We start from the raw sequence: 24,132 nt of genomic DNA on the forward strand, positions 1-24,132 counted from the left end.
CCCGAACCGGTCAACCTCTGGCCCGCCGCCGCCACAGGTAGCCGCAGACCGCCGCGGCGCTCCACGCCAGCGCCCAGACGGTGAGCCCGAGCAGGGTGAGGGCGGCGGCGTCGCCCGCGGTGGTCCGGGCGGCGGCCATGATCGGCGGCGCCAGCCAGGGGGCCGCCGACCCGGTCAGGCCGAGCACCATCGCGCCGACGCCGCCGAGGGCGAGCACCGCGACGCCGTACCCGGCGCCCCCCACGGACGCCCGGCTGGCCAGCGCCCCGAGGGCCACCGCAGCGGGTACAACCAGCAGATGCGCCCACAGCCCCAGCGCGACACCGACCGGCACCGACCGGTCCGCCGCGTCGACCGGGCCGGTGACCCCGCCGACCAACCACGGGAAGGCCAGCGCGACAGCGACCGCGACCAGCGCCGCCACGCCGGCGGCCAGCAGCCCGGCCAGCCGTTCCCGGGCCACCCCCACCGTCACCTGGGCGAGCCGGCGCTGCACGTCCGGTTCGACGTCCAGCAGGATCTTGGTCTGCCAGGCGAGCACCGGGAAGAGCACCACCGCGGAGACGCCGTACGCCTCCGCCGGCTGGGCCCGGCCGCCGCCATAGAGGATGCCGAGCGCGACGAGGCCGGCGAGCAGCGGCGCGACCGCCCGACCGGTCCGCAGGAAACCGGCCAGTCGCAGCCGGACCAGGGCGATCATCGGGCCTCCCCCGCGGCGCGATCGACCGCCACGCCGGGGCCGTCCACCGCCACCGGCTCATCCGGTGCCCGGTCGTCACCGCCCGGTCGGGCCGGTGGCGGAGCGGGACGGGCATCGGTGCGTACCCGCAGCACCTGGTGGCCCTCGGCGCGCAACCGGGCGACGGTGCCGGCGGCCCGCGCGGCCGGCACCACGACCTCGATCACCGCGATCGTCCCGTCCGGCGGCGAAGTCTCCTCGGTCACCGTGCCGTCGGCCACCGTCCAGCGGCGCGCGCCCGGCAGCCGGACCGTCTCGCCACGGTGGTCGCTGACCAGGACCGCCCCACCGGCGGCCAGGACCTCGTCGATCAGCTCGGGAACCAGCTCACGGGTGGTGGCGTCCAGCCCCTCCCACGGCTCGTCGAGCACCAGCAGGCCCGGCGGGCGCAGCATCGCCTGGGCGAGGCCGACCTTCTGCGCGGTGCCCTTCGACAGCTCCGGCAGCCGGACCGCTCGGAACGCGGCCAGCCCCAGCCGGTCGGTCCACGCCGTCACGGCCTCGTCGGCCGCCGCGCGGTCCAGCCCGGCCGTCCGGGCCATCCCGGTCAGGTAGCGCGCCACGGTGAAGGGCTGGTCGGCCGGGAAGCGCTCCGGCACCCAGCCCACCCGCCCGGGCCGGTCGGTGACCCGGCCCCGTGCCGGTCGGAGCACCCCGGCGGCCACCTGGAGCAGGGTCGACTTGCCCACCCCGTTGCGGCCCAGCACGACCGCCACCTCACCCGGACCGATCCGCACATCCACGTCCCGCAGCACCCACGGACCACGCCGGTGGTACCGCAACCAGACGTTCTCCAGCCGCATGCGGTCGAGCCTGTCACACCTCAGACGCGCCGGGGCGCCGCCACAGTCGTGGCGGCGCCCCGGTGGAGCGGAGTGTCAGCTCAGGCCTCGGCCGACTCCTCAGTGAGGTTCTTCACCAGGTTGGGGTCGACCGGGACGCCCGGGCCCATCGTGGTGGTCAGAATGACCTTGCGGAGGTACTTGCCCTTCGCCGCGGACGGCTTGGCGCGCAGCACCTCGTCGAGCACCGCGGCGTAGTTGTCCACCAGCTGGCTCTCCGAGAAGGAGGCCTTGCCGATGATCAGGTGCAGGTTGGAGTGCTTGTCTACCCGGAAGGTGATCTTGCCGCCCTTGATGTCCTGCACCGCCTTGGTGACGTCCATGGTCACCGTGCCGGTCTTCGGGTTCGGCATGAGACCGCGCGGGCCCAGGATCCGCGCGATCCGGCCGATCTTGGCCATCTGGTCCGGCGTGGCGATCGCCGCGTCGAAGTCGAGCCAACCGCCCTGGATCCGGGCGACCAGCTCGTCGGTGCCCACCTCGTCCGCACCCGCCGCGGCGGCCTCATCGGCCTTCGCGCCGGCGGCGAAGACGATCACGCGGGCGGTCTTACCGGTGCCGTGCGGCAGGTTGACCGTGCCGCGGACCATCTGGTCCGCCTTGCGGGGGTCGACGCCGAGGCGCATGGCGACCTCGACCGTGGCGTCGAACTTGACGTTGGTGGTCTCCTTGGCCAGCTTCACGGCCTCGGCGGGGGTGTAGAGCTTGGACCGGTCGATGACGTCGGCGGCCTTGCGGTAGCTCTTGCTGCGCTGCATTGCTGATTACTCCTGTGGTCTCTGGCGGGCCGCTCGGCGCGGGCCCTCCCACGGTGGGTCGTCGGCCGGGGCCGAGGTCAGTCGTTGACGGTGATGCCCATCGACCGGGCGGTGCCGGCGATGATCTTCTCGGCCTGGTCCAGGTCGTTGGCGTTGAGGTCGGCCATCTTCTTCTCGGCGATCTCACGCAGCTGGGCGCGGCTGACCGAGCCGACCTTCTCGCTCTGCGGAACGCCCGAGCCCTTCTGCACACCGGCGGCCTTGATCAGCAGCCGGGCAGCGGGCGGGGTCTTCAGCACGAAGGTGAAGGACCGGTCCTCGTACACGCTGATCTCGGCGGGGACGATGTCGCCCCGCTGGGACTCGGTCTGCGCGTTGTAGGACTTGCAGAACTCCATGATGTTCACGCCGTGCTGGCCGAGCGCGGGGCCGACCGGCGGCGCCGGCGTGGCCTGGCCCGCCGGCAGCTGAAGCGTGAACGTCTTGACGAGCTTCTTCTTCGGAGGCATGTCACTTCCTGGGGCTTGGAGCTGGGAAAATGCGGCTGACACCGCCCTCGGGGCGCGCACGGTCAGCGCGGTGCGACAGCGGCGACGTTCAAGAGTAGCGCAGGCCGCAGCCCGCTCGTCCGCCGAGGTCGAGCGGGAGGGCTTACGCCGACGTCGGCGGCGGGCCGGGCCCGCCGCCGACGTCCGGTCAGATCTTGGCGACCTGGTTGAAGTTGAGCTCCACCGGGGTCTCCCGGCCGAAGATCGACACCAGCACCTTGAGCTTCTGCTGGTCGGCGTTGATCTCGCTGATCGTGGCCGGCAGCGACGCGAACGCGCCGTCGGTGACGGTGACCGAGTCTCCCACCTCGAAGTCGAGAACCTTGATCTCGGGCTTCGCCTTCTTCTGCTCGGTCTCGATGGCCGGCGCCAGCCACTTCAGCACCTCGTCGAGGGAGAGCGGCGCGGGCCGGTCGGCCCGGTCGGTCGCGCCGACGAAGCCGGTCACGCCCGGGGTGTTACGGACGCAGGAGTAGGACTCGGCGGTCAGCTCCATCCGAACCAGGATGTAGCCCGGGAAGACCTTGGCCTGGATCTGCGAACGCTTACCGTTCTTGACCTCGACCTCTTCCCGGGTCGGCACCTCGACCTGGAAGATGAAGTCCTCCATGTCGAGGCTCGTGATCCGGGTCTCGAGGTTGGTCTTGACCTTGTTCTCGTAGCCAGCGTAGGAGTGCACCACGTACCAGTCACCCGGCGCGTAGCGCAGCTTCTGCCGCAGCTCGGCGACCGCGTCGTACTCCTCGTCGGGTGCGGGCTCAGTGGTCGGGAACTCCGGCTCGCTGGCGGCCTCAACCGACTCGTCACCAGCCGCCGTCGCGACCGTGGACTGCTCGTCCACCGGTCCGGCGGTCTCGTCGTACTCAGGCACGCTCGCTCACTTCCGTCACTATCGGCTCTGGAGGCAGCCGGTCAGCTCGAGTTGCCGAAGACAAACAGCACGACCTTGGCGAAGCCGTAGTCCAGCACACCCACGATCGTCAGCATCACCGCGACGAACGCGACCACCACGGCGGTGTATGTCAGCAACTCCTTGCGCGTCGGCCAGATGACCTTACGCAGTTCGGCCACTACCTCGCGGAAAAACCGGGCGATGCGGCCGAACACGCCCACCCGATTGGTTTCCGACCGGGTGGTCGGCCGGCTGTCCGCCGACTCCGCCCGGGCGCGGGACCGCGTCGCGGTGCCTCCCCGGGAGACCGGCTCGTCCGCGCTGGTGGCGTCGTCGTCGGCTACGTCGTCGACGATCTCGTCGTCGAGACGATCGTCGCCGGCGTCCTCGCCGCGCCGCTTGTTGTCGGCCACTTCGCCCTCCGTCGCGGAATCTCGGGTCGCACGCCGGACGGCGTGCTCAGCGCTGGTCACGCCGGCCGGACCAACCGTCCCGCGACGGGCCGCGGCCGGTGGATCAACCGGGGGGCCCGATGCCTCGGAACCACCCCGCCAATGCCACCACCACGGGCCGGACGCCGCCATGTCGGCGGCGCGACCCACGGGAACGGTCAGGCCTGAGGCGCAGGGGTGACAGGACTTGAACCTGCAGCCTGCGGTTTTGGAGACCGCTGCTCTGCCAATTGAGCTACACCCCTGTGCGGCAACTCTCGCCCCACGCGGCCACAGACGACCGAGCAGGGGTCACTTGCCCCACGGCGGACCAGTGTACGGGTAGCCGCCCGACTTTCCCAACCGGTCTCCCCACCACGCGTGGCGGATCGATTCAGCGTGCCGTCCGGATGGTGGCCCGGGCCTGCGAGAGCACCTTCTCCCCCAGGCAGGTGGCGGTCACGTCGAGCCGGGTCAGGCCGTCCTCGGTCACCTCACGGACCACCGCGGTGACCTCGATCTCGGTCCCCTGGTCGTCGTCCGGAACCACGACCGGCCGGGTGAACCGGACGCCGTAGTCGACCACCGCGTCGGGCGCGCCGGCCCACTCGGTGACGGCCCGGCCGACCAGCGCCATGGTGAACATGCCGTGCGCGATTACCCCGGGAAGACCCACCTTGGTGGCGAACCGGTCGCTCCAGTGGATCGGGTTGAAGTCGCCCGAGGCGCCGGCGTAGCGGACCAGGTCCGCACGGGTCACCTGGAACGTCTTGGCTGGCAGCTCCATCTCACGCCTCCCCGCGTACGACGATCTTGGACCAGACGGCGACCACAGGCTCGCCGGCGACGGTGCTCACGTCGGTGCGGGTGGTCAGAAAGCCGTGCCCGCCCCGGGTGGTGACGTCCTCGATGGTGCTCGCGCAGACCAGCTCGTCGCCGGCGACCACCGGCCGGGTGTACGCGAACCGCTGGTCGCCGTGCACCACGCGGCTGTAGTCGACGCCGAGCGCCGGGTCCTCGACGATCTGACGGCTCGCGGCCATCGTGACGACCACCGGAAAGGTCGGCGGGGCGACCACGTCCGGGTGGCCCAGCGCGCGGGCCGCCTCCGGGTCGTGGTGAGCCGGGTCGGTCGCGCCGATGGCGGTGGCGAACTCACGGATCTTTTCTCGGCCCACCTGGTAGGGGGCGGTCGGCGGATAGGTCCGGCCGACGAAGGAAGGGTCCAGAGACATGCCGCGAACCTACACGGAAAACACAATCGCCGATCTGCTCGGTCGGCGGCGGCAGAGCCGCGCCGGCCCGGTCAGATCGGCGATCGGGAAAGCTTCAACAATGGCCGGCGTGGGCCGGCCGCAGGTCAGCGGGTCTCGCGGTGGACCGTGTGCCGACCGTCGCGCGGGCAGAACTTCTTCAGCTCGATGCGGTCGGGGTCGTTACGACGGTTCTTGCGCGTGATGTAGTTGCGCTCCTTGCACTCCACACACGCCAAAGTGATCTTCGGCCGGACATCGGTAGCCTTCGCCACGGCGGAGTGCCTTCCTCGCTAACGGAAACAACTACGACGCGTCAGCCTAGTCGCTGACTGCGCGGACATGCAAAGTGGGCGCCAGTGGCGCCCATCCCCACGACCACCGGGACCGAGCCCGGAAGACGAGAGTAGCGGTGGCCGGACTTGAACCGGCGACACAGCGATTATGAGCCGCTTGCTCTGCCATCTGAGCTACACCGCCGCGGTGGGTCCAGCTGAACCCTCGAGCCCCCTTACGGAATCGAACCGTAGACCTTCTCCTTACCATGGAGACGCTCTGCCGACTGAGCTAAGGGGGCCTGCGCGATCTCCCCGGGAGGCGCGCAGAAGTAAGAGTACACGGCCCGGCTCGACAGGTGAAATCGGATCCCCGGTGATCGTCCGCGCCCAGCTCAGGGCACGACTCGAAGGCGTGGGAGCTCTCCGCCGGAGATCGTTTCCGGGTCTGCCTGGGCGCCGAACCAGGCGGCCAGGCGCTCGTACGGCAGCGGTCGGCTGAACAGGAAGCCCTGACCGATCTCGCAGCCGATGTCCTGGAGCAGCTCCAGGGTCAACTCGCTCTCCACGCCCTCGGCGACCACGGCCAGGCCGAACTGCTGGGACAGGGTCACCACCGCGTTGACGATCGCCAGGTCACCCGGGTCGGTCGCCATGCCCTGCACGAAGGAGCGGTCCACCTTCACCTCGTGCACCGGCAGCCGGCGGAGGTGGGCCAGGGACGAGTCGCCGGTGCCGAAGTCGTCCACCGACAGCCGGACGCCGAGGTCGCGCAGCCGGCGCAGGGTCGGGACGGGCCGGTCGGTGCCGTCCAGCACACCCGCCTCGGTGATCTCCAGGGTGAGGCGCTGCGCTGGCACCCCGTACTCGGTCAGCAGCTCGCGCACCCGGTCCGGGAAATGCTGGTCGGTGAGCGTACGGGCGTTGAGGTTGACCGCGATGGACAGCGGCTGGTCCGCCTGGGCCCAGTCCCGGCTGCGCCGCAGCCCCTCGCGGAGCACCACCTCGGTGAGCCGGCTCAACTGACCGGTGTGTTCGGCCACCGCCACGAAGTCCTCGGGGGCGACGGTGCCGTGCGTCGGGTGCTCCCACCGGGCCAGGCACTCGACACCGACCAGGTGGCGGTCCCGCAATGTCACCTTCGGCTGGAAGTAGACCTCGAGCTCGTCCTGGTCCAAGGCCCGACGCAGGTCGCCGGCGAGGCCCAGCCGGCGCAGCGACCGGGACTCCAGGGCCGGGTTGAACAGCTGCACACTGCCCGGCACCGACTTGGCGGCCGTGGCGGCGAGGTCGACCCGGAGCAGCAGGGTCGCCGCGTCGCTGCCGTGATCCGGGTGTACGGCCACCCCGACGGCGGTGTCCACATCGAGGGTGAGCGCGTCGAAGACCATCTCGTCGCGGATCTGGTCGCGCAGCTGGCGGGCCAGCTCCAGCGCCGCGTCGGCGCTCTCCAACCGCAGCGTCACCAGGAACTCGTCCCCACTGGCCCGGCCGACCAGAGCCGACGACGGCGCGCTGGCCCGCAACCGCTTGGCGACCTCGGCGAGGACCTTGTCCCCGGCCGCGTGACCGAGAGACTCGTTGACCTGGCGCAGCCCGTCGACGTCGAAGAGCAGCAGTGCCACCACTTCGCCGGGAGCGCCGATCTTGACCGACTCCTCCAGCGCCCCGGTGATCCGCCGTCGGTTGGGCAGCCGGGTCAGCGCGTCGTGGTACGCGTCGTGCCGCAGCCGGTCGACCAGTCGTGAGTTCTCCAGCGCCACCGCCGCGTGCGCGGCCACCGTCTCTAGGACCGAGATGTCGCGCTGGGTGAAGTACACGGGGTCAGCGAGCCGGTTGGTGACCTCCAACGTCCCGATCACGACACCGCCGGACCGGAGCGGAACGACGACCGTGTCCTTGACCCCCCGCTCGGCGAGGCTGGCCCGGAACTCGGGATCACTGGTGAGACCACGGCCGACCGTGACGGGGCGAGCCGTCTCCAGCACCTTCTCCCGCAGCGCGGGCGGGGTCAGGGACAGGTCGAGCAGGCCGGAGTCCTCGACCCGTGCGGTGAGCAGGATCTCGGGATGTCGTCCCTGTGCCGGCAACCAGAGGGTGGCGTACTCGGCCTGCATCAGCGCGCGGACCCGCCCGAGCAGAGCGTCGACCAGGGTCCCGTCCTGGCCGCTGGCCGCCACCGCCCGGCTCAACTCGTACATGTCGGTCAGCGTGCGGTGCTGGCGGAAGAACTGGGTGTACGAGCGGTAGACCAGCGCGAGCCCGGCCGCCAGCGCGGCCAGCGGTAGCAGCGACCACCAGGACACCTGGATCAGGATCAGGACGATCAACCCCGCGGAGACGTTGATGCCCGCGGTCAGGAGCAGGGACGGCACCGCACGGAGCGTCTCCCGCCCCTCCTGCCAGCCCTGCAGGAGGGTGTGTACGGACGCGACCGCGGTGAGGCTGACCAGGATCACCACACTGATCGCGAAACACAGACTCACCCACGTTGCCGGGCCGACACCCGACCTCGGCGGCAGCGCCTGGAGAAGCAGGGTGGCGAGCGACGTCCCGGCGGCGGCCCGCGCGACGTTGAACCAGACCTTTGGCGCCGTTATCCGATGTCGCAGTTGCGTGACCAGGGACGCGAGCGTGTAGATGACCACGACCGTCAGCGGCGGCAGGAAGTGCAACGCGAGCACGAGCGGCAGCTCGGTCAGGGTCATGGCCACCGACTGCCGACGAACGACCAGCACCAGCAGCGGAAGACCCGCGGCGATCATCGCCGCGAGAAGCAGCGCTGCCCAGTGCCAGTCGCCGAACGGCCGGTCGGCGACCAGACCCGTGAGAGTTGCGCAGGCGACCGCGAGAAGTACCAGTGGAGCCGTGATGATCCAGGCATCTTCCGACGACCGACGCCTCAACTGGTCGCGCGCGATCATCCCGCTCCCTGTCGGTCCGGCGTATGTCGTAAGAGGATCGACAGCCCGTCGAGCGGAGCTGTCAGACCCAGATGATGTCCGCCATGTGGAGGTCCGCCGGGACGCCACCGTGGTTGGCAACGACAACGCCAGCGACGGCAGCGAGGATGAGGAGCGAGCCAAACAGCCGGCCCAACCTACGACCAGACATGATTGCTCCTGTCGGAAAGTGTCGTGGGGATAGTGGAGGTTCCACGATCGTGCCACAGTGCGGGCAGCGAGAGAAGTGGGGAGGCCCCGACTGGCCCCACCGTCCGTGACTTCCCGCCGTTCGGCCCACCCCCGTCATCGCACTAGGCCAGATGACGAGCCTGCGAGCGTCTCACCGCTTCGTACAGCGTTGATTACGACCTTCAACGCAATTCGGTCCAGCCGTAAGGCAGTCACCTAATTCGGTGCGGCAGTCACTATGCGTAACGCTTTGAGGTGGCGTCAACGCTTTCGCCTCCCGCTCGGCCATCGACCACCATACCGGTTCATCGCGATCGCGCCAGTACCTCAACGGGTGCGCTTAAGGAATGCAGCAGTCGGCGAGGCAGCCGCACTCGAACGGCGTCATCGCAGCTCAATGGAGTCGGCGTATCGGTGGTGATGACTGAGGCCTCCAACTGCCGTAGCTTTCGCGACGGATCAACACGACGTCGACAATCGTGCCCTACTCTCGCGCACTGAGCCGCCGCCCCTCCCGCCGAGCCGGTGCCCTTACCGGGGCAGGGCACCCGGTCCAAAGGGGACCAACCTGGCCGACCTACGAACACCGACGGCATGTGGATGAGCGCCTCGCCAAGAAGCACCCTGCCCGCCACTGAAGCTCGGGCCGCGGCTCACTGACGAGGGGGTCAAGCGAGAACCGGAGCTGGCTCAGGATTTCCGCAGCGGCCGGAACGCGGCCCGCACCTCGGTGGAGATGAGCTCCGGCTCCTCCCAGGCGGCGAAGTGACCGCCGCGGTCGACCTCGTTGAAGTACGCGAGGCCCGGGTAGACCGTCTCGGCCCAGCTGCGCGGGGCGGCCCAGATCTCGTCGGGGAACGTCGTGAAGCCGACCGGAACCGAGACCGGCGGAGGGGCCTGGCCGGCCGCGGTGGCTGCGGCGATGGTCCGTCCAAACTCCCAGTACCACCGGGCGGACGAGGCGCCGGTGCCCGTCAGCCAGTACAGCGTGATGTTGTCGACGATGCTGTCCCGGGTGAGACTGCCCACGGGCTTGCCGTCGACGAACGCGCTGGAGATCTTGTAGTAGCTGTCCGTGTCATGGTCGAGCATCCAGGCCGCCAGCCCGACGGGTGAATCCAGCAGGGAGTAGCCGATCGTCTGCGGCCGGGTGGACTGCTCCAGGAAGTAGCCGAACCCGTCCGTCATGAACGTGTTGAGCGCGTCGAGCGCCGTGCGTTCCTGCTCGGACTTCGCCGGCAGTTGGTCCTTGATGCCGAGCGCCCCGGCGAGCAGGTTGACGTGGATGCCGACCAGCCCCTCGGGTGCTTGGCGGCCCATCGCGTCCGTGACGCTGGCACCCACGTCGCCTCCCTGCGCGACGTAGCGCGTGTAGCCGAGGCGGTCCATCAGCTGCGCCCACGCGCCGGCCATGCGGTTGGAGTCCCAGCCACGCTCGGACGGCTCTCCGGAGAAGCCGTAGCCAGGCAAAGACGGCAGCACCAGGTGGAACGCGTCCTCGGCGGTGCCGCCGTGCGCGGTCGGGTCGGTGAGCGGGCCGACGACCCCGAGCAGCTCGACGACCGAGCCTGGCCAGCCGTGCGTCATGATCAGCGGCAGGGCGTTCTCGTGCTGCGACCGCACGTGGATGAAGTGGATCTCGACGCCGTCGATGACGGTCGTGTACTGCGGCAGGGCGTTCAGCTTCGCCTCGCACGCGCGCCAGTCGTAATCGCTGGACCAGTAGCGGGCCAGCTCCTGGACCGTCGCCAGTTGCACACCCTGGGAGCGATCGGTGACCAGCTCTCGGGTGGGCCAGCGCGTGGCCGCGATCCGGCGACGCATGTCGGCGATCACATCTTCCGGTGTGTCGAGCCGGAAGGGACGGATTTCGGTGTCGTCAGACATGTTCTCCACCTACCGGTCGGTTCGACCGGCGCCGGGGCGTCGGCAGGGCTGGCACGTGCCCAGTTTCGCAGCGGGCCGGCGACCGACGGACCGAAACGCGAATTCGCGCAGGGGTCCGGCCCGGACCGGCTTACCGATCTCTGTAGTGAAGAGTGCGTCGCTCACGGTGGCGGTCGTGACCAGCCGCACTCAGGCGGAACTGGCAGCCCCATCCGGCGCATCGCAAATCAGGAACCGGAGGCCCCGCCCCAGCTGTCTGGCACCCTCTGCCAGCGGCGGGGCTTCTCCGGCCGCACCTGCCACAAGCGTGCGCAACGGGGGCACTTTCGCTCTCTCGTATAGACCCGACTGCCGGGCTCCTGCCTTGGGGCGGGCGGGGGAAGATGCCGGCGACACCAACAGAACAGATAGATGGGGCTGCCCATGAGGCCTGAGTATCCACGTTAGGACCGACCATCTGGAACGCCAATCATGATCGGATGGCTTTGGTGGCTGATCACCCGGTCCGGAAGCCGACCTGCCCGGCGGGGTCCTATCACGCGCTCTCAGTAGGTTGTCCCCGTGGAAGCAGTCTTCGTGCTCCGTCAGATAGTCGCCGGGCTAGCTCACATTGCGAAGGTTGCCGTTGAGGCTGAGCCGGCCGACCAGGACCAGGTGGTCGTTTCTCCCCATGCGTTCGACTGGTTGCGGGATCTGTACGGACCGCATGCCGTGGTCGACAGACCGATCAACCAGCAGTTCATCACCGAGGCGTTGGAGGGCGCGCGATATGCGCTCGCCCACGTACAGGGCCGCGACCGCGCGAGCAGAGTGACACTGCCGATGATCGGGGATTCCCCGGCCGACACGTGCGACGGTGACGTCAAGCTGGCTGCTGCCTACGCGGTAGCCGGCGCACTGGGCGGCCAGATGGAACCGGCCCCGTACCTTGGTGCCGACGGCGCCGTTTTCCCGGCTCAGCCCGCCGTTTTCCCGGCTCAGCCCGCCGCTGAAGTTTGGGCGCCGGCCGGCGCGTTGAGCAGTGTCAGGCGACACGAGCTTGCCCCGCCCGCTCTTGACAGCCGGGCACCGTTCCCGCTGTGGGTTCGTGATGAGGACGGCGGCCCATACGAGCCGAGCGATCCTGCCACGCTCGGGCCCCCGGCCTCGTGGGGCGACTGGCGGCCTGGCGGCGGTGGTCGGAATCCATGGTCAACATCGCCGATCCGAGGGACAGCAGAGCCGTCGGGGCAGAGGAGGACGCAGCCTTCGCCGCCGAGGGACGTCTGCTGGCGGCGCGTGTTGCGGGAGGACTACCGCAGGCGGTGGTCTGGTTCTACGACGGCAGCAGCGCCGACACGGCCGTACCAGACTGAGCCGGGCCCAGGGCGCGGCTGCCGACAGCACCGGTGACGGCAACAGGCCGGGACGAGGACGGCCGGCAGCCGCCGGGCGCGGACAGTCCCCCGGCTCAGGGATGCGGACGGACACGCCCAGACGGAGCGCCCAGAACTTGTAAGCGAGTAGTCCGGGCCTGCGGGCCGACCGGACCCGTCATCGAACAGCGCACGCCACACGTGCCCACAGCGGCACCGACGGCAGTGACTAGTCAGCGACGTGGATGACGACCTTGCCGCGGCGTTTGGCCGTCTCGAGCGCCTCGTAACCGGAGCGCGTCTCAGTGAGAGGCAGCACGCGGTCCAGCACCGGCCTCAACCGGCCGTCATCGACGAACTCGGCGATGGAACGCAACGCGTTCTGGTCGGGCTCGACGACAAAGAAAACCCCACGAACGCCATGCCGGGCTGCTTCCTGCTGGTCGGGAGGCGTGGCGAGGGTGACCAGGACACCGCCCCGTTTCAGGAGCAACCAGGACCGCGACTGCGTCGCTCCTCCGACAAGATCAACTACTACGTCCACGTCGCTGACGTGATCCTCGAAGCGGTCGTGCGCATAGTCGATGACCTGCTCGGCACCCAGACCCTTGACGAACTCCAGGTCGGCCGCCGCCGCCGTTGCGCTCACGCGAGCACCGAGACCCGCCGCGAGCTGCACCACGTAGCTTCCCACGCCGCCGGCACCGCCGTGCACCAGCACGTGCTGACCGGCCTGCAGATCAGCGTGGTCCACCAGCGCCTGCCAGGCACTCAACGCAGCCAGTGGGAGCGCCGCGGCGTGGTCATGGTCAACGGTGGTGGGTTTGGCCGCCACGACGGCCGCGGGCAGGGCGACGTACTCGGCTGCCGCGCCATCGCGGGTGAAAGGGATCAAGCCGTAGACGGCCTCCCCCTCGGCGGGGCTCTCCACCCCCGCGCCGGACGCCGCGACGACTCCGGAGAACTCGTGCGACGGGATGATCGGGGTGCGCTCCGGTCCCGTCCCGTCCTGGCTGTGCGTCCACGTTGCCGGCCAGGTGAGCTCATGGGGTGTCATGGAAGCGGCCTTCACGGCCACCAACACCTCACCAGGCCCCGGCTCGGGCCGCGGCGCCTCCTCGTACACGAGTTTCTCCGGCCCGCCTCTGGTGTGGGCTCTCACGGCGTGCATCGTGCTCATCCGACGACTGCTCCTTCCCGACCACATGTCGATCAGCCCGCCGGCCGCCCCTGGGATGATCGCAGTCTGGCTCCCGCATTATCTGGCGGTTCGGCAGCCGCCTGCCGGACTTCCGTAACCCTTGCCCCTTCGGTGCAGAAGCCCGCGGGGTACACGCGCCGCAAGATCGACCTGCCCACAACCAGTCGTCACTGGACCCAACCGGACTCGGCCAGACAAACGACAACGGCCCCCGATCAGCATCTCTGCTGGTCAGGGGCCGCATCTGCACCTGGTGGCGGGTAGAGGATTCGAACCTCTGTAGCTTTCGCGACGGATTTACAGTCCGCTCCCATTGGCCGCTCGGGCAACCCGCCAGGGCACCCCACCGCGTCGCAACGCGGCGGCGGAAGCAAGGATAGCGGCTCCCCCCGGCACCGGCGCAACCGGGTACGGTCAGGGGGTCGTGCCGCCGGTCGGCGGCCGACGGCAGGCCCAGACCGCCGGACAGCAGGAGCAGAAGCATGCCAGCGAACCCGTCTTTCGACATCGTGAGCAAGGTCGACCGCCAGGAGGTCGACAACGCCCTCCGCCAGGCGGAGAAGGAGCTCTCGACGCGGTTCGACTTCCGCGGCACCGGCGCGGAGATCTCCTGGTCGGGCGAGGAGGCGATCGGTCTTCAGGCGGAGACCGAGGAGCGGGTACGCGCCGCGCTGGACGTGTTCAAGGAGAAGCTGGTCAAGCGGAACATCTCGCTGAAGTCGCTGGACGCCGGCGACCCGCGCCCGTCCGGCAAGGTCTTCAAGATCGACTGCAAGGTGATCCAGGGCATCGAGACGGACAAGGCCAAGGCGATCAGCAAGAAGATCCGCGACGAGGGCCCCAAGGGCGTCCAGGCCCAGATCCAGGGCGACCAGCTCCGGGTCACCGGCAAGAAGAGGGACGACCTCCAGGCGGTCATTTCGCTGCTCAAGGGCGAGGATTTCGGCGTCGCGCTCCAGTTCACCAACTACCGGTAGGGACGCTGGCGCTTGCCGCGCCTGCGGGAGGCCTGACCCGAGGCGCGACGAGCGCAGCCATTTCTTTCCGGCGACGCCACACGGCTCAGTAGATGACGCGGTACCAGTGCGCGGCCTCGCCGGGAATCGGCGCCAACCGCACCCTGGTCCCTCCGGAGTGGTCGAACATGCGGACCCCGTCACCGAGCAGCACCGGGGCGAAGAACATCAGGATCTCGTCGAGCAGCCCGGCCTGGATGCACTGTTTGGCGACGTTCGCGCCGAGGACGTTCACGTACCTGTCCCCGGCGGCCTCCTTGGCCTGTGCGACGGCGCTGTGCAGGTCGCCGACGAACGTGACGCCGCTGGCTGGCTCGACCGGCGGCCGGTGGGTGAGCACGACCACCGGTCCGTGGTACTGACCGCCGAAGGCCCCCTCGCTGTTTGTGCCGCGGTTCGGGTCGTCGCCGCCGAAGGTGCAGTTGCCAGCCAGGATCGCGCCGACGTTGGCCAACAGGTGATCCGCCGTCGGGTTCTCGCCGACGAGGTGCTCGGTCAGCCAGGACATGTCACCGCCCGGGCCGGCGATGTAGCCGTCGAGCGACGCCGTCGCGGAGTACAGCAGCTTTGCCATGGGTCTCCTTCCACCGGTCGGTCAGTTAGACCGCCTGGAGCCGGAAGAGTGGGCTTGCATCCGGTACCCGGGTACGGGCTTACCGTCGAGTGGTGAGCGACCGACACCCCGGGACGGACGATACGTGGGTTCCCGACGCCTGCCGCCTGCCCACCGCCGAGCAGCCCGTCCGCCTCGCCGAGTTCGACCGGTTCTTCGCCGACCTCGTCCGACGGCTCGACCGGCCGTCCGCGCAGCTCCTGCGGCTGCACCTGGTCGGCACGGCGGAGGCCGAGCGCGCCGCCCGGGACCTGACCGCCCGCGAATCGGCGTGCTGCTCGTTCTTCACCTTCGACGTCACCCGGACCGGCCCGGACGCGGTGACGCTCGACGTCCAGGTGCCAGCCTCACACGTCGGCGTCCTTGACGCCATCGCGGAGCGGGTGCGGCCCGCCGGCACACCCGGGTCGGCCGGCTCGTGGTTGCGCAGCGGTCAACTGGCCGGCGCGGCCGGGGTGAACCCGCAGACGCTGCGCTACTACGAGCGTCGCGGCCTGCTGGCGGCGCCACGGCGCTCACCCGGCGGGCACCGGCTGTACCCGGCGGAGTCGGTCACCCGCCTGCGGATCATCAAGACCGCACAGCGTCTCGGCTTCACCCTCGGCGAGGTCGCCGACCTGCTCCACGCCGGGCAGCGCCATCGCCGTCCGAGCACCGGCCTACCGGCTCAGGCCACCGCGAAGCTGGCCGAGGTGGAACGGCGGTTGGCCGACCTCACGGCCGTCCGGGACTCGCTGCGGGCGGCGATCTCGGCGGGCTGCGACGACCTGGTCGCCTGCGCCGGCAGTTCCTGCTGCCCGCTGCCGTTCGATCAGACCTGACCGGACGGAGGCACGGACGACCCGAGGTGGGTCAGGCGGCGACGGGCTCGTCGGTGCGTACCGACGAGGTTTCCGCGCGGGCGATCGGCCCGGCGGGCAGCGCGGCGACCGCGGCCCCGACGGCGACCGCCGCACCGGCGAACAGGAACGCCCACGGCACGCCGCCGGCGTGGTCCACGATCAGGCCGGCCACCGCGCCGCCGGCGGCGCTCGCCGCCACCGACATGGTGACCACCCAGGTGTACGCCTCGTTCAGCATGCCGGCCGGCGCGATCCGGCCGACCAGGGTGTTCTCCAGGGTCAGCGCGGGCGCGATGGTGGCCCCGCCGACGACCAGCGCGATGCCCAGCGCCAGCGGCGTGGGCATGACCGCGAACACCACGAAGGTGCCGGCGAGCGCGGCGAGCAGCATGGCGAACTGCCGGGTCATGTTCGGTGACGGCCGGCGAACACCGAACCAGAACCCGCCGGCCGCGCTGCCGATCCCCCAGACGGCCAGCAGGATCCCGGCCAGGCTCTCCGGGTCGTCGGCGGTGTAGTTGCCGGCGTACGCCGGGACGATCACGCCGGCGGCGCCGAACGCGATGCCGAGGCTGGCCACGCAGACCAGCAGGGCCGGGAAGCCGCCGACCCGCAGCGGGCCGAGCCCCCGGGCGTGGTGCTCGCGCGGGTGCGGACGCCAGCCGCGCATCACCCGGCCGAGGGCCACGGCGGTGGTGCCGACCAGGGTGACCACGGCCGCCCCGATCAGCGCGGCCGCTGCGTCGGCGAACAGCACGAAGCCGGCGACAAGCAGCGGTCCGAGCACGAAGACGATCTCGAACAGCGAGGTCTCCGCGGCCAGCGCTGTGTTACGCAGGTGGTACCGGTTGGAGCCGGGGCCGGTCAGGTCGTTCCACGCGCCACGGATCGCGGCGGTGAGCGGCGGGTAGGTCGCTCCGGCGACGCCGGCGGCCAGGTAGATGGCGGAGAGGGCGTCGTCGCCCGACCGGCTGGCGATCAGCAGCCCGATGAGCGCCAGCGGGTGGGCCACGGCGGTGACCAGCAGAACCGGGCTCGGGCCGACCCGGTCGGCGATCCGCCCGGCCACCGGGCTGAGTGCCGCACCGGCGACGGCGTAGATCCCGCCGGCCACCGCGGCGAGCGCGTACCGCCCGGTCACCTGCTCGACCACCAGCAGCAGCGCCAGCGGGGTCATGCCGATCCCGAGCCGCCCGATGATGCCGGTGACCAGCAGCATCGGTGCTCCGGGGATCCGCCAGACACCCAGGTACTGGCGCAGTGCGGCCACCGTGAACCTCCCGAGGAATGTAATGAGTGTGAGCCGTTCTGACCCTAACGCCGCCGGTCGGCTGGAGGTATCGGATATCGCGGCCGACACAGGGCTCCGCCCGCACCCGGTACGGGTGCGGGCGGAGGTGGAATCAGCGGGTCAGCGCTGGAACTGCACGGGGCCCGCGTTGGCGGCCAGCTGCTCAAGCCGGGCGACCCGGTCCTCCATCTTGGGGTGAGTGGAGAAGAGCGCGGCCACGCCGCCGCCCCGGAACGGGTTGGCGATCATGAGGTGCGCGGTGCTGGTGAGCTGGCCCTGTGCCGGCAACGGCCGGCGTCGGGCCACCGCGTCGATCTTACGAAGTGCGCTCGCGAGGGCCAGCGGATCACGACTCAACTCGGCGCCCGAGGCGTCCGCCTGGAACTCGCGGCTCCGGCTGATCGCCAACTGGATGACCGTGGCCGCGATCGGCCCCAGGATCAGGGTCAGCAGCAGTACGGCCGGGTTCGGCCTGTCCTCGTCGTCGCCACCGCCCAGCGGGATGAAGAAGGCGATGTTCGCCAGGAAGGTGATGATGCCGGCCAGCCCGGCCGCCACGCTGGAGATCAGGATGTCCCGGTTGTAGACGTGTGACAGCTCGTGCCCGATCACACCGCGCAGCTCGCGGTAGTCGAGGATCTCGGTGATGCCCTGGGTCACGCAGACCGCTGCGTGCTGCGGGTTACGACCCGTTGCGAACGCGTTGGGCTGCGCCGTCGGGCTCACGTAGAGCCGCGGCATCGGCTGCCGCGCCTCGGCAGCCAGTTCCCGCACCATCCGGTACAGCTCGGGGAACTCCGCCTCGCTGACCGGTTGCGCCCGCATCGAGCGCAGCGCGAGCTTGTCGGAGTAGAAGTAGGAAATGCCGTTCATGACCAGCGACACGAGGACGGCGATGACCAGTCCGCCACTGCCGCCGAACCCGTAGCCCACCGCGAGGATCAGGGCGGTGAGCAGGCCGAGCAGCGCGGCGGTCTTCAGACGGTTGTGGTGCACGATCACTCCTTCGGTGCACGGATCGCCGGGATCCGCTGACCGGTGTAACAACCCGGTACCCGCCAACCATCCGTCTCAACGCTGAGAGTTGGCTGAGATCCGCCCGGCCGAGCCGCCGGAGCGGGCCGGGCGGGTCAGCGGCCGGCCAGGTCGAGCACCAGTTGCGGAGCGACACCGAGCACCACGGCGGCCACCGTGGCCACCGCCAGCACCACTGCCACCACACCCACCAGCGGTACGGCCGCCGCGCCACCCGACAGCGCCGGGGCCGGCGTCGTCGCCGGCGCCCAGAGCGCTGCGGTCACCCGCAGGTAGTAGGCCAGCCCGATCACCGCGTTCACCGCCACCACCAGCGCCAGCCAGGCGGCGCCGCCGTCCAGCAGCGCCCGGACCACGGTCACCTTCGCGAACAGCCCGGCCAGCCCGGGCGGCAGACCGGCCAGGCCGACCAGCGCGAGACCGAGCGCCGCACCCCGCCACGGGTGCCGGCGGGCCGCACCGCGCAGGTCGTCCAGCGTGCCGCCGTCCGCACCCGCCGGGCGCAGCGCGGTCACCCCGGCGAACGCGGCCAGCTCCAGGACCACGAAGAAGACGGTGTACGCCACCGCGGCCGCGTACGCGGCGTCCCGCGCCTCGCCCGTACGACCGGCGGCCAGCGCCAACGCGCCCAGCGGGGCGAGGATGTACCCGGCCTGCGCGACCGAGGACCAGGCGAGCAGTCGGACGGTACGCCGCTGGCGCAGGGCGACCAGGTTGCCGACGGTCATCGTGAGCACCGCGAGCAGGGCGAGCACCGGGCCGGTCTGGTCGGCCGGCAGCGCCCGCTGCACCACGGCGAGCAGCGCGACCACCCCGCCGAGCTTCGACGCCGTGGACAGGTACGCGGCCACCGGCAGCGGTGCGCCGTCATAGGTCGCCGGCGCCCAGGCGTGGAACGGCACCGCCGCCACCTTGAAAGCCAGCCCGAGCAGCAGCAACGCCACCGCGGCGGTGGTCAGCGGCAGGTCCCGCAGCTCCGGGCGTTCGGCGAGGAGCGTGCCGAGCCGGTCCAGATGCAGCCCGCCGGTCACCGCGTACAGCAGCGCCGCGCCGAGCAGGGACACCGTGGTGGCCACCACGCTGACCACGAAGAAGGTGACCGCCGCCTCGGCGCTGGCCAGGCTCCCCCGGCGCAGGCCGACCAGCACGTACAGCGGCAGGGTCAGCGTCTCCAGGGCGACGATCAGGGTGATCAGGTCACCGGCCGCGCCGAGCACCACGCCGCCGGTCATCGAGCAGGCGAGCAGGAAGCAGTACTCCCCCACCGGTGACCGCCCGGCCCGCAGAGCGGGCACGGACAACCCGAGCACGCCCAGGGTGAGCAGCGCCACCACCGCGCCGACCAGGGCGGCCCGACCGCCGAAGATCCAGGAGCAGTCGGGGCCGACGCAGAACGTCCGCCGCTCCCCACCCGCGCCGACCAGGGCCGCGCCGACAGCGGTGCCGAGCGCGCCGAGCGCGGCCACCACGACCGTGGCCCGCGGCCGGGCCAGCAGCAGGTCGGTGACCAGCACGAGCACGGCGGTACCGGCGGCCAGGCAGGCCGGCAGCAGCGCCACGCTGTCCACGCTCTGCACCGCGTTCATCGGACCGCCTCTGTTCGCGACTGCGGGGCTCGCAGAACCGGCTCACTCCTCGCGCTCACCGGAAGACCACCCCCACCAGGGCGTCGACCGGGGCCTCGGCGACCCCGAGGACCAGCGCCGGGGCCAGCCCGATGGCCAACGCGAGCAGCACCAGCGGCGCCCACGCGGTCAGCTCCGCCCCGGCCAGACCGGGACCGACCCGGCCGACGGCGGTGCTCGGCCGGCCATGGGTGACGCGGCGCAGCAGCCGCAGGAAGTACGCGGCGGTCAGTGCGCCACCGAGCGCGGCCAGCACCCCGAGGGTGGTCCAGAGCGGGCCGCCCACCTGGATCGCCGCGATCACCGCGAACGCCTCCCCCCAGAACCCGGCCAGCCCGGGCAGGCCGAGCGACGCGACAGCCGCGAACGCGAGCAGACCGGCCAGCCGGGGCGCGGTCTCCCGCAGCCCGGACAGCTCGGACAGGCTGCCCGTGCCGGTACGGTCCTTCAGCGCGCCGGCCAGGAAGAACAACAGGCCGGTGATCACGCCGTGCGCGACGTTGCCGATCAGCGCCGCCTGGATGCCGGTGGTGGTCAGCGTGGCGACGCCCAGCAGCACGAAGCCCATGTGCCCGACGCTGGAGTACGCGATCAGCCGCTTGACCTCGTCCTGAGCCAGGCAGACCAGCGAACCGACCAGGATCGCGGCGACGGCCAGCACGCCGAGCACCGGCGCCGCCCAGCGGGCACCCTCCGGCGCCACCCCCACCGCCACCCGGATCAGGCCGTAGGTGCCCATCTTGAGCAGCACCCCGGCCAGCACCACACTGCCCACCGTGGGCGCCTGGGTGTGCGCGTCGGGCAGCCAGGAGTGCAGCGGCCAGAGTGGACTCTTCACCGCGAACGCGAGCGCGAACAGGGTGAACGCGGCGAGTTGGGTGCCCCGGGACAACCCGCCGCCACCGGTCAGCGCCACCACGTCGGCGGTGCCCGCGGCGGCGACCACGACGTACACACCGACCAGCAGCAGCACCGAGCCGAGCAGGGTGTAGAGCACGAACTTGCGGGCCGCCCGACGCCGGTCCGCGCCACCCCAGCCGGCGATGATCGCGTACATCGGCAGCAGGACGACCTCGAAGAAGAGGAAGAACAGCACCAGGTCCAGGGCGAGGAAGGTGCCCAGGATGCCCACCTCGACCACCAGCAGCAGCGCGACCAGCGCCCGGCCACTGCCACCGGCCGGCACCCGCCACAACGTGTACGCGCAGCAGAGCAACGTGAGCAGCGCGGTCAGCACCACCAGCGGCCAGGAGATGCCGTCGACGCCGAGGTGGAAGCGCAGATCCAGGCCGGGCACCCAGGGCAGGTCCAGCTGGTGCCAGGGCCGCACCGCCGGCGCCCCGGCCGACCAGGCGACCCAGTTCCGGCCCCCGAGCACCAGCAGCACCGCGGCCAGCAGGGTCAGCGCCGCCACGACCGTGCCGACCAGCCGGGCCGCCCGGTCCCGGGGTGTCGCCGCCACCGCGACCGCCCCGAGCGCCGGCAACGCCAGGACGGCGATCAGCAGCACCTGCCCGACACTCATCGGGATCCTCCGATCAGCGCGGCGGCCAGCCCGATCAACAGCGCGCCGGCCAGCACCCCGGCGGCGGCCCGCGGCAGTGCCGCCCGGTGCAGCGCGGCGAGCCCGGCGCCCAGGCCGGACGCGGCCCGACCGCTGCCCTCGACCGCACCGTCCACGACCACCTCGTCGCCCGTGCGCGCGGACCGGGCCAGCGCCCGGACCGGGCGTACCACCAAGGCTTGCTGGACGTCGTCGAGCCGGAACGCCCGGGCGAAGACCGACCGCAGCGGACCCAGCGCGGCCGCCGGATCGGCGGCCGGATCCCGACGCCAGCCCAGCAGCACCAGCCCCGCGCCGACCAGCAGCAGCGCGAGCGGCAGCAGCAGCCCCGGCCCGAGGTGGACCAGGGCATCCTCCGCGCCCGCCACCGGCACGGTGGCGAACCGCAGCCGGTCGGCGAACGCCCCGACGAACCCCGCCAGGCCGAGCAGCGCGGCCGGCACGGCCAGGAGCAGCACCGGCCAGCGCAGCACCGCCGGCGGGTCGTGCGGCCGGACCAGCGGCAGCCGCGGAGCGCCGAAGAAGGCCCGCAGCAGCAGCCGGCCGGCGTACCAGGCGGTGATCGCGACGCCCGCCAGCCCGGCCAGCCAGACCAGCCAGCCCACCCAGGACGGCGCCGGGCCGGTGCCCTCCCGCGCGGCCGCCTCGGCGACCGTCAGCACGCCGTCCTTGCTCCAGAAGCCGGCCAGCGGCGGCACCCCGGCCAGCGCGCCCAGGCCCACCACCGTGCACCAGAAGGTCACCGGCATGCTGCGGCGCAGCCCGCCCATCTCCGACATCAGCGTGCTGCCCACCGCGTGGATCACCGCACCGGCGGCGAGGAACAGCAGCGCCTTGAACGCGGCGTGGGTCAACAGGTGGAACAGCGCCGCCGACGGCGAGCCGACCGCCAGCGCACCGGTCATGTAGCCCAGTTGGGACACGGTCGACCAGGCCAGCACACGCTTGATGTCGTCCTGCGCGGTGGCGGCGAGCGCGCCGAGCAGCAGGGTGATCGACCCGATCACCCCGAGCACGGTCAGCGTCACCGGCGCGGCCGTGAACAGCGGATAGAGGCGGGTCACCGCGTACACCCCGGCGGCGACCATCGTCGCGGCGTGGATCAGCGCGGAGATCGGCGTCGGGCCGGCCATCGCGTCCGGCAGCCAGGTGTGCAGCGGGAACTGCGCGCTCTTGCCGGCCACCCCGGCCAGCAGCAGCAGACCGGCGGCGGTCAGGGTCGCGGTGGAGTGGTCGTGGGCGAGCACGTCGGCGATCCGGAAGCTGCCCGTCGACACACCGAGCAGCGCGATGCCGAGCAGGAACCCGACGTCACCGACCCGGGTCACCAGGAACGCCTTCATCGCGGCGGCGGGCGCACCGGGCAGCCGGCGGTCATGGGCGATGAGCAGGTACGAGCAGAGGCCCATCACCTCCCAGCCGACCAGCAGCATGATCAGGTCGCCGGAGACCACCACCAGCAGCATCGCGGCGGTGAAGAGACTGATCTGCGCGGCGTACGGCGGGTAGCGGTGGTCGACATCGACGTCGTCATGCGGGCCGCGTCGCAGGTAGCCGATCGAGTAGACCTGCACGGCCAGGGCGACCGCTGCGACCGCCACCGCCACCAGCGCGGCGGCGCCGTCCAGCCGGACGCCGAGGGTCACCGTCAGCCCACCGAGGTCGACCCAGGTGGTCGACGTCTCCTCGGGCCGATCGACCGTGACCAGCAGCGCGACGGCCAGCGCCAGTGCGCCCGCCGCGCCGGTCACCCCGAACGCGACGGCCACGCGCCGGGCCCGGTCACCGCCGCCCGCACCGGTGGTCCGGTGGCGCGGAGCCGGCGGCAGCAGCAGGCCGAGCAGCCCGGCGGCCAGCGGTACGGCGGGCAGCAGCGCGCCCAGCACCCCGGTCACCGGCCCGCCTCCGTGGTCCGGCCGGCGGCGGCCGGCTCCGGCGCACCGGCGGCCCGTGGCGACTCGGCGGGCTCGGTCAGCGGCACCTCGTCCACCGCCACGCTGGCGCGCAGCCGGTAGAGCTGAAGGACGATCGCCAGCCCGACCCCGATCTCGGCGGCGGCGAGGACGATCACGAAGAGCGCGAAGACCTGACCGGAGTGCGGCAGCACGGAGCGGGCGGTGGTGTCGGCGGTGACCAGGATCAGGTTCACCGCGTTGAGCATCAGCTCCACCGCCATCAGCACCAGCACCGCGTTGCGCCGGCGCAGCACGCCGTAGACGCCGAGGCCGAACAGCAACGCGGCGGTGACGTACGGGATGACCGGTCTCACCGGCGCCCCCCGGAGTCCACGTCCACCACGTCCTGGCTCGCCACGCCGTCCGCTGCCGGGCCGGGCCGGCCGATGTCCGGCCGGGACAGCACCACCGCACCCACCAGCGCCGACAGCAGCAGCACGGAGAGCACCTCGAACGGCAGTACCCACGACCGGAAGATCTGCTCCCCCAGCCGCTCCGCGGTGCCCGCGCCGGGCAGCGCGACCGTGCTCCACCGGTACGCGTGGACCAGCAGGACGGTCAGCCCCAGCCCGGCGCCGCCACCGATCAGCGCAGCCGGCCAGCCGGGCCGGTCCAAGTCGTCGGAGGCGCCGATCGGCGCCCGGGTCAGCATCACCGCGAACAGCAGCAGCACCACGACCGCGCCCACGTAGATCAGCACCTGCACCCAGGCCACCAACTCGGCGCCGAGCACGAGATAGTCGCCGGCCAGCGCGCCCAGGCAGACCACCAGGTAGAGCCCGGCCCGCACCAGATGTTTCGTGGTCACCACCAGCACGCCGGCGCCGACCGCCACCGCGCCGAGAGCGAGCAGCAGCAGGTCCGCGCCGGTCACCG

At 71.4% G+C, this 24,132-nt stretch carries 24 protein-coding genes and 4 tRNA genes; 3 read left to right on the plus strand and 25 right to left on the minus strand.

Features of this window, described 5'->3' with window-relative positions:
- Positions 1–10: 10 nt before the first annotated feature.
- The 15 genes from BUS84_RS19880 to BUS84_RS37625 form a co-directional block, all read right to left on the minus strand.
- Entirely contained in the window at positions 11–700 is a 690-nt protein-coding gene (locus BUS84_RS19880) for a hypothetical protein (protein WP_074314624.1), read from the minus strand.
- Entirely contained in the window at positions 697–1,542 is an 846-nt protein-coding gene (locus tag BUS84_RS19885) for an ABC transporter ATP-binding protein (RefSeq protein ID WP_074314626.1), read from the minus strand. Before BUS84_RS19885 ends, BUS84_RS19880 begins: the two co-directional genes overlap by 4 nt.
- Before the next feature lie 80 nt (positions 1,543–1,622).
- Positions 1,623–2,339: a 50S ribosomal protein L1 gene (rplA, locus tag BUS84_RS19890; RefSeq protein ID WP_074314628.1), complete on the minus strand. Its 717-nt coding sequence runs from the start codon at positions 2,337–2,339 to the stop codon at positions 1,623–1,625.
- A 77-nt stretch (positions 2,340–2,416) separates the two neighbouring features.
- The gene (gene rplK / locus BUS84_RS19895; RefSeq protein ID WP_053653970.1) at positions 2,417–2,848 is read right to left on the minus strand and encodes a 50S ribosomal protein L11; all 432 of its coding nucleotides are present in this window, start codon (positions 2,846–2,848) and stop codon (positions 2,417–2,419) included.
- Positions 2,849–3,035: 187 nt separating this feature from the next.
- The gene (nusG, locus tag BUS84_RS19900) at positions 3,036–3,758 is read right to left on the minus strand and encodes a transcription termination/antitermination protein NusG (protein ID WP_074314630.1); all 723 of its coding nucleotides are present in this window, start codon (positions 3,756–3,758) and stop codon (positions 3,036–3,038) included.
- 41 nt (positions 3,759–3,799) lie between these two features.
- Positions 3,800–4,192: a preprotein translocase subunit SecE gene (gene secE / locus BUS84_RS19905; protein WP_074314632.1), complete on the minus strand. Its 393-nt coding sequence runs from the start codon at positions 4,190–4,192 to the stop codon at positions 3,800–3,802.
- Positions 4,193–4,403: 211 nt separating this feature from the next.
- Positions 4,404–4,476, minus strand: a tRNA-Trp gene (locus BUS84_RS19910).
- Between the two features lie 128 nt (positions 4,477–4,604).
- Positions 4,605–4,997 (minus strand): MaoC family dehydratase, encoded by a 393-nt coding sequence (locus tag BUS84_RS19915; RefSeq protein WP_074314634.1) that lies wholly within the window; start codon positions 4,995–4,997, stop codon positions 4,605–4,607.
- Position 4,998: 1 nt separating this feature from the next.
- Positions 4,999–5,445: a MaoC family dehydratase N-terminal domain-containing protein gene (locus BUS84_RS19920; RefSeq protein WP_074314636.1), complete on the minus strand. Its 447-nt coding sequence runs from the start codon at positions 5,443–5,445 to the stop codon at positions 4,999–5,001.
- 125 nt (positions 5,446–5,570) lie between these two features.
- A complete protein-coding gene (gene rpmG, locus BUS84_RS19925; RefSeq protein ID WP_007073056.1) occupies positions 5,571–5,738 on the minus strand; it encodes a 50S ribosomal protein L33 in 168 nt (55 codons plus the stop codon).
- Positions 5,739–5,870: 132 nt separating this feature from the next.
- Positions 5,871–5,943: transfer RNA gene (locus BUS84_RS19930), tRNA-Met, on the minus strand.
- Positions 5,944–5,967: 24 nt separating this feature from the next.
- Positions 5,968–6,040 (minus strand) — tRNA-Thr (locus BUS84_RS19935).
- A gap of 93 nt (positions 6,041–6,133) precedes the next feature.
- Positions 6,134–8,662 carry a putative bifunctional diguanylate cyclase/phosphodiesterase gene (locus BUS84_RS19940; protein ID WP_074314638.1) on the minus strand — a complete coding sequence of 843 codons (2,529 nt, stop codon included), beginning with the start codon at positions 8,660–8,662 and terminating at the stop codon, positions 6,134–6,136.
- A gap of 900 nt (positions 8,663–9,562) precedes the next feature.
- Positions 9,563–10,759, minus strand: coding sequence for an epoxide hydrolase family protein (locus BUS84_RS19945; protein WP_074318946.1), 1,197 nt, complete (start codon positions 10,757–10,759; stop codon positions 9,563–9,565).
- A gap of 600 nt (positions 10,760–11,359) precedes the next feature.
- Positions 11,360–11,794 (minus strand): hypothetical protein, encoded by a 435-nt coding sequence (locus BUS84_RS37625; protein ID WP_143728462.1) that lies wholly within the window; start codon positions 11,792–11,794, stop codon positions 11,360–11,362.
- A 152-nt stretch (positions 11,795–11,946) separates the two neighbouring features.
- Here BUS84_RS37625 and BUS84_RS38300 point away from each other — a divergent pair, with 152 nt between their 5' ends.
- Positions 11,947–12,114: a hypothetical protein gene (locus BUS84_RS38300; RefSeq protein WP_159451050.1), complete on the plus strand. Its 168-nt coding sequence runs from the start codon at positions 11,947–11,949 to the stop codon at positions 12,112–12,114.
- Positions 12,115–12,343: 229 nt separating this feature from the next.
- Here BUS84_RS38300 and BUS84_RS19955 read toward each other — a convergent pair whose 3' ends face one another.
- Together BUS84_RS19955 and BUS84_RS19960 are read right to left on the minus strand one after the other, a co-directional pair.
- On the minus strand, positions 12,344–13,294 hold the full coding sequence (locus BUS84_RS19955; RefSeq protein ID WP_208869699.1) for an NADP-dependent oxidoreductase: 951 nt from the start codon (positions 13,292–13,294) through the stop codon (positions 12,344–12,346).
- Between the two features lie 272 nt (positions 13,295–13,566).
- A tRNA-Tyr gene (locus BUS84_RS19960) sits at positions 13,567–13,650 on the minus strand.
- 147 nt (positions 13,651–13,797) lie between these two features.
- Between BUS84_RS19960 and BUS84_RS19965 the strand changes: the two genes are divergently transcribed.
- Positions 13,798–14,292 (plus strand): YajQ family cyclic di-GMP-binding protein, encoded by a 495-nt coding sequence (locus BUS84_RS19965; protein ID WP_074314642.1) that lies wholly within the window; start codon positions 13,798–13,800, stop codon positions 14,290–14,292.
- Positions 14,293–14,377: 85 nt separating this feature from the next.
- On the opposite strand, the gene BUS84_RS19970 is transcribed toward BUS84_RS19965, so the two are convergent.
- Positions 14,378–14,905, minus strand: a complete 528-nt coding sequence (locus tag BUS84_RS19970; RefSeq protein ID WP_074314644.1) for a dihydrofolate reductase family protein — start codon at positions 14,903–14,905, stop codon at positions 14,378–14,380.
- 92 nt (positions 14,906–14,997) lie between these two features.
- On the opposite strand from BUS84_RS19970, the gene BUS84_RS40055 reads away from it, so the two are divergent.
- The gene (locus BUS84_RS40055) at positions 14,998–15,765 is read left to right on the plus strand and encodes a MerR family transcriptional regulator (RefSeq protein WP_244298649.1); all 768 of its coding nucleotides are present in this window, start codon (positions 14,998–15,000) and stop codon (positions 15,763–15,765) included.
- A gap of 31 nt (positions 15,766–15,796) precedes the next feature.
- Here the strand turns inward: BUS84_RS40055 and BUS84_RS19980 are convergent, their stop codons facing one another.
- From BUS84_RS19980 to BUS84_RS20010, 7 genes are all read right to left on the minus strand, one after another.
- Positions 15,797–17,056 (minus strand): MFS transporter, encoded by a 1,260-nt coding sequence (locus tag BUS84_RS19980; RefSeq protein WP_074314646.1) that lies wholly within the window; start codon positions 17,054–17,056, stop codon positions 15,797–15,799.
- A 141-nt stretch (positions 17,057–17,197) separates the two neighbouring features.
- Positions 17,198–18,073 (minus strand): zinc metalloprotease HtpX, encoded by an 876-nt coding sequence (gene htpX, locus BUS84_RS19985; protein ID WP_074318949.1) that lies wholly within the window; start codon positions 18,071–18,073, stop codon positions 17,198–17,200.
- Between the two features lie 134 nt (positions 18,074–18,207).
- Positions 18,208–19,698 carry an NADH-quinone oxidoreductase subunit N gene (locus BUS84_RS19990; protein WP_074314648.1) on the minus strand — a complete coding sequence of 497 codons (1,491 nt, stop codon included), beginning with the start codon at positions 19,696–19,698 and terminating at the stop codon, positions 18,208–18,210.
- Between the two features lie 55 nt (positions 19,699–19,753).
- On the minus strand, positions 19,754–21,262 hold the full coding sequence (locus tag BUS84_RS19995) for a complex I subunit 4 family protein (protein ID WP_074314650.1): 1,509 nt from the start codon (positions 21,260–21,262) through the stop codon (positions 19,754–19,756).
- Positions 21,259–23,196: an NADH-quinone oxidoreductase subunit 5 family protein gene (locus BUS84_RS20000; protein ID WP_074314652.1), complete on the minus strand. Its 1,938-nt coding sequence runs from the start codon at positions 23,194–23,196 to the stop codon at positions 21,259–21,261. Before BUS84_RS20000 ends, BUS84_RS19995 begins: the two co-directional genes overlap by 4 nt.
- Positions 23,193–23,570: an NADH-quinone oxidoreductase subunit NuoK gene (gene nuoK / locus BUS84_RS20005; protein WP_074314654.1), complete on the minus strand. Its 378-nt coding sequence runs from the start codon at positions 23,568–23,570 to the stop codon at positions 23,193–23,195. The genes BUS84_RS20000 and nuoK overlap by 4 nt, the downstream gene beginning before the upstream one ends.
- Entirely contained in the window at positions 23,567–24,130 is a 564-nt protein-coding gene (locus tag BUS84_RS20010; RefSeq protein ID WP_074314656.1) for an NADH-quinone oxidoreductase subunit J family protein, read from the minus strand. The genes nuoK and BUS84_RS20010 overlap by 4 nt, the downstream gene beginning before the upstream one ends.
- Positions 24,131–24,132 lie beyond the last annotated feature (2 nt).

It is taken from the genome of Micromonospora cremea (genome assembly GCF_900143515.1).
Lineage (GTDB): Bacteria > Actinomycetota > Actinomycetes > Mycobacteriales > Micromonosporaceae > Micromonospora > Micromonospora cremea.

Bases quoted from the DNA above. Each gene is read 5' to 3' on its own strand.
- BUS84_RS19880 (WP_074314624.1), bottom strand. From the start codon at position 700: ATGATCGCCCTGGTCCGGCTGCGACTGGCCGGTTTCCTGCGGACCGGT.
- BUS84_RS19885 (WP_074314626.1), bottom strand. From the start codon at position 1,542: ATGCGGCTGGAGAACGTCTGGTTGCGGTACCACCGGCGTGGTCCGTGG.
- rplA (WP_074314628.1), bottom strand. From the start codon at position 2,339: ATGCAGCGCAGCAAGAGCTACCGCAAGGCCGCCGACGTCATCGACCGG.
- rplK (WP_053653970.1), bottom strand. From the start codon at position 2,848: ATGCCTCCGAAGAAGAAGCTCGTCAAGACGTTCACGCTTCAGCTGCCG.
- BUS84_RS19915 (WP_074314634.1), bottom strand. From the start codon at position 4,997: ATGGAGCTGCCAGCCAAGACGTTCCAGGTGACCCGTGCGGACCTGGTC.
- BUS84_RS19920 (WP_074314636.1), bottom strand. From the start codon at position 5,445: ATGTCTCTGGACCCTTCCTTCGTCGGCCGGACCTATCCGCCGACCGCC.
- BUS84_RS19940 (WP_074314638.1), bottom strand. From the start codon at position 8,662: ATGATCGCGCGCGACCAGTTGAGGCGTCGGTCGTCGGAAGATGCCTGG.
- BUS84_RS19945 (WP_074318946.1), bottom strand. From the start codon at position 10,759: ATGTCTGACGACACCGAAATCCGTCCCTTCCGGCTCGACACACCGGAA.
- BUS84_RS38300 (WP_159451050.1), top strand. From the start codon at position 11,947: ATGGTCAACATCGCCGATCCGAGGGACAGCAGAGCCGTCGGGGCAGAG.
- BUS84_RS19955 (WP_208869699.1), bottom strand. From the start codon at position 13,294: ATGAGCACGATGCACGCCGTGAGAGCCCACACCAGAGGCGGGCCGGAG.
- BUS84_RS19965 (WP_074314642.1), top strand. From the start codon at position 13,798: ATGCCAGCGAACCCGTCTTTCGACATCGTGAGCAAGGTCGACCGCCAG.
- BUS84_RS19970 (WP_074314644.1), bottom strand. From the start codon at position 14,905: ATGGCAAAGCTGCTGTACTCCGCGACGGCGTCGCTCGACGGCTACATC.
- BUS84_RS19990 (WP_074314648.1), bottom strand. From the start codon at position 19,698: ATGAACGCGGTGCAGAGCGTGGACAGCGTGGCGCTGCTGCCGGCCTGC.
- BUS84_RS19995 (WP_074314650.1), bottom strand. From the start codon at position 21,262: ATGAGTGTCGGGCAGGTGCTGCTGATCGCCGTCCTGGCGTTGCCGGCG.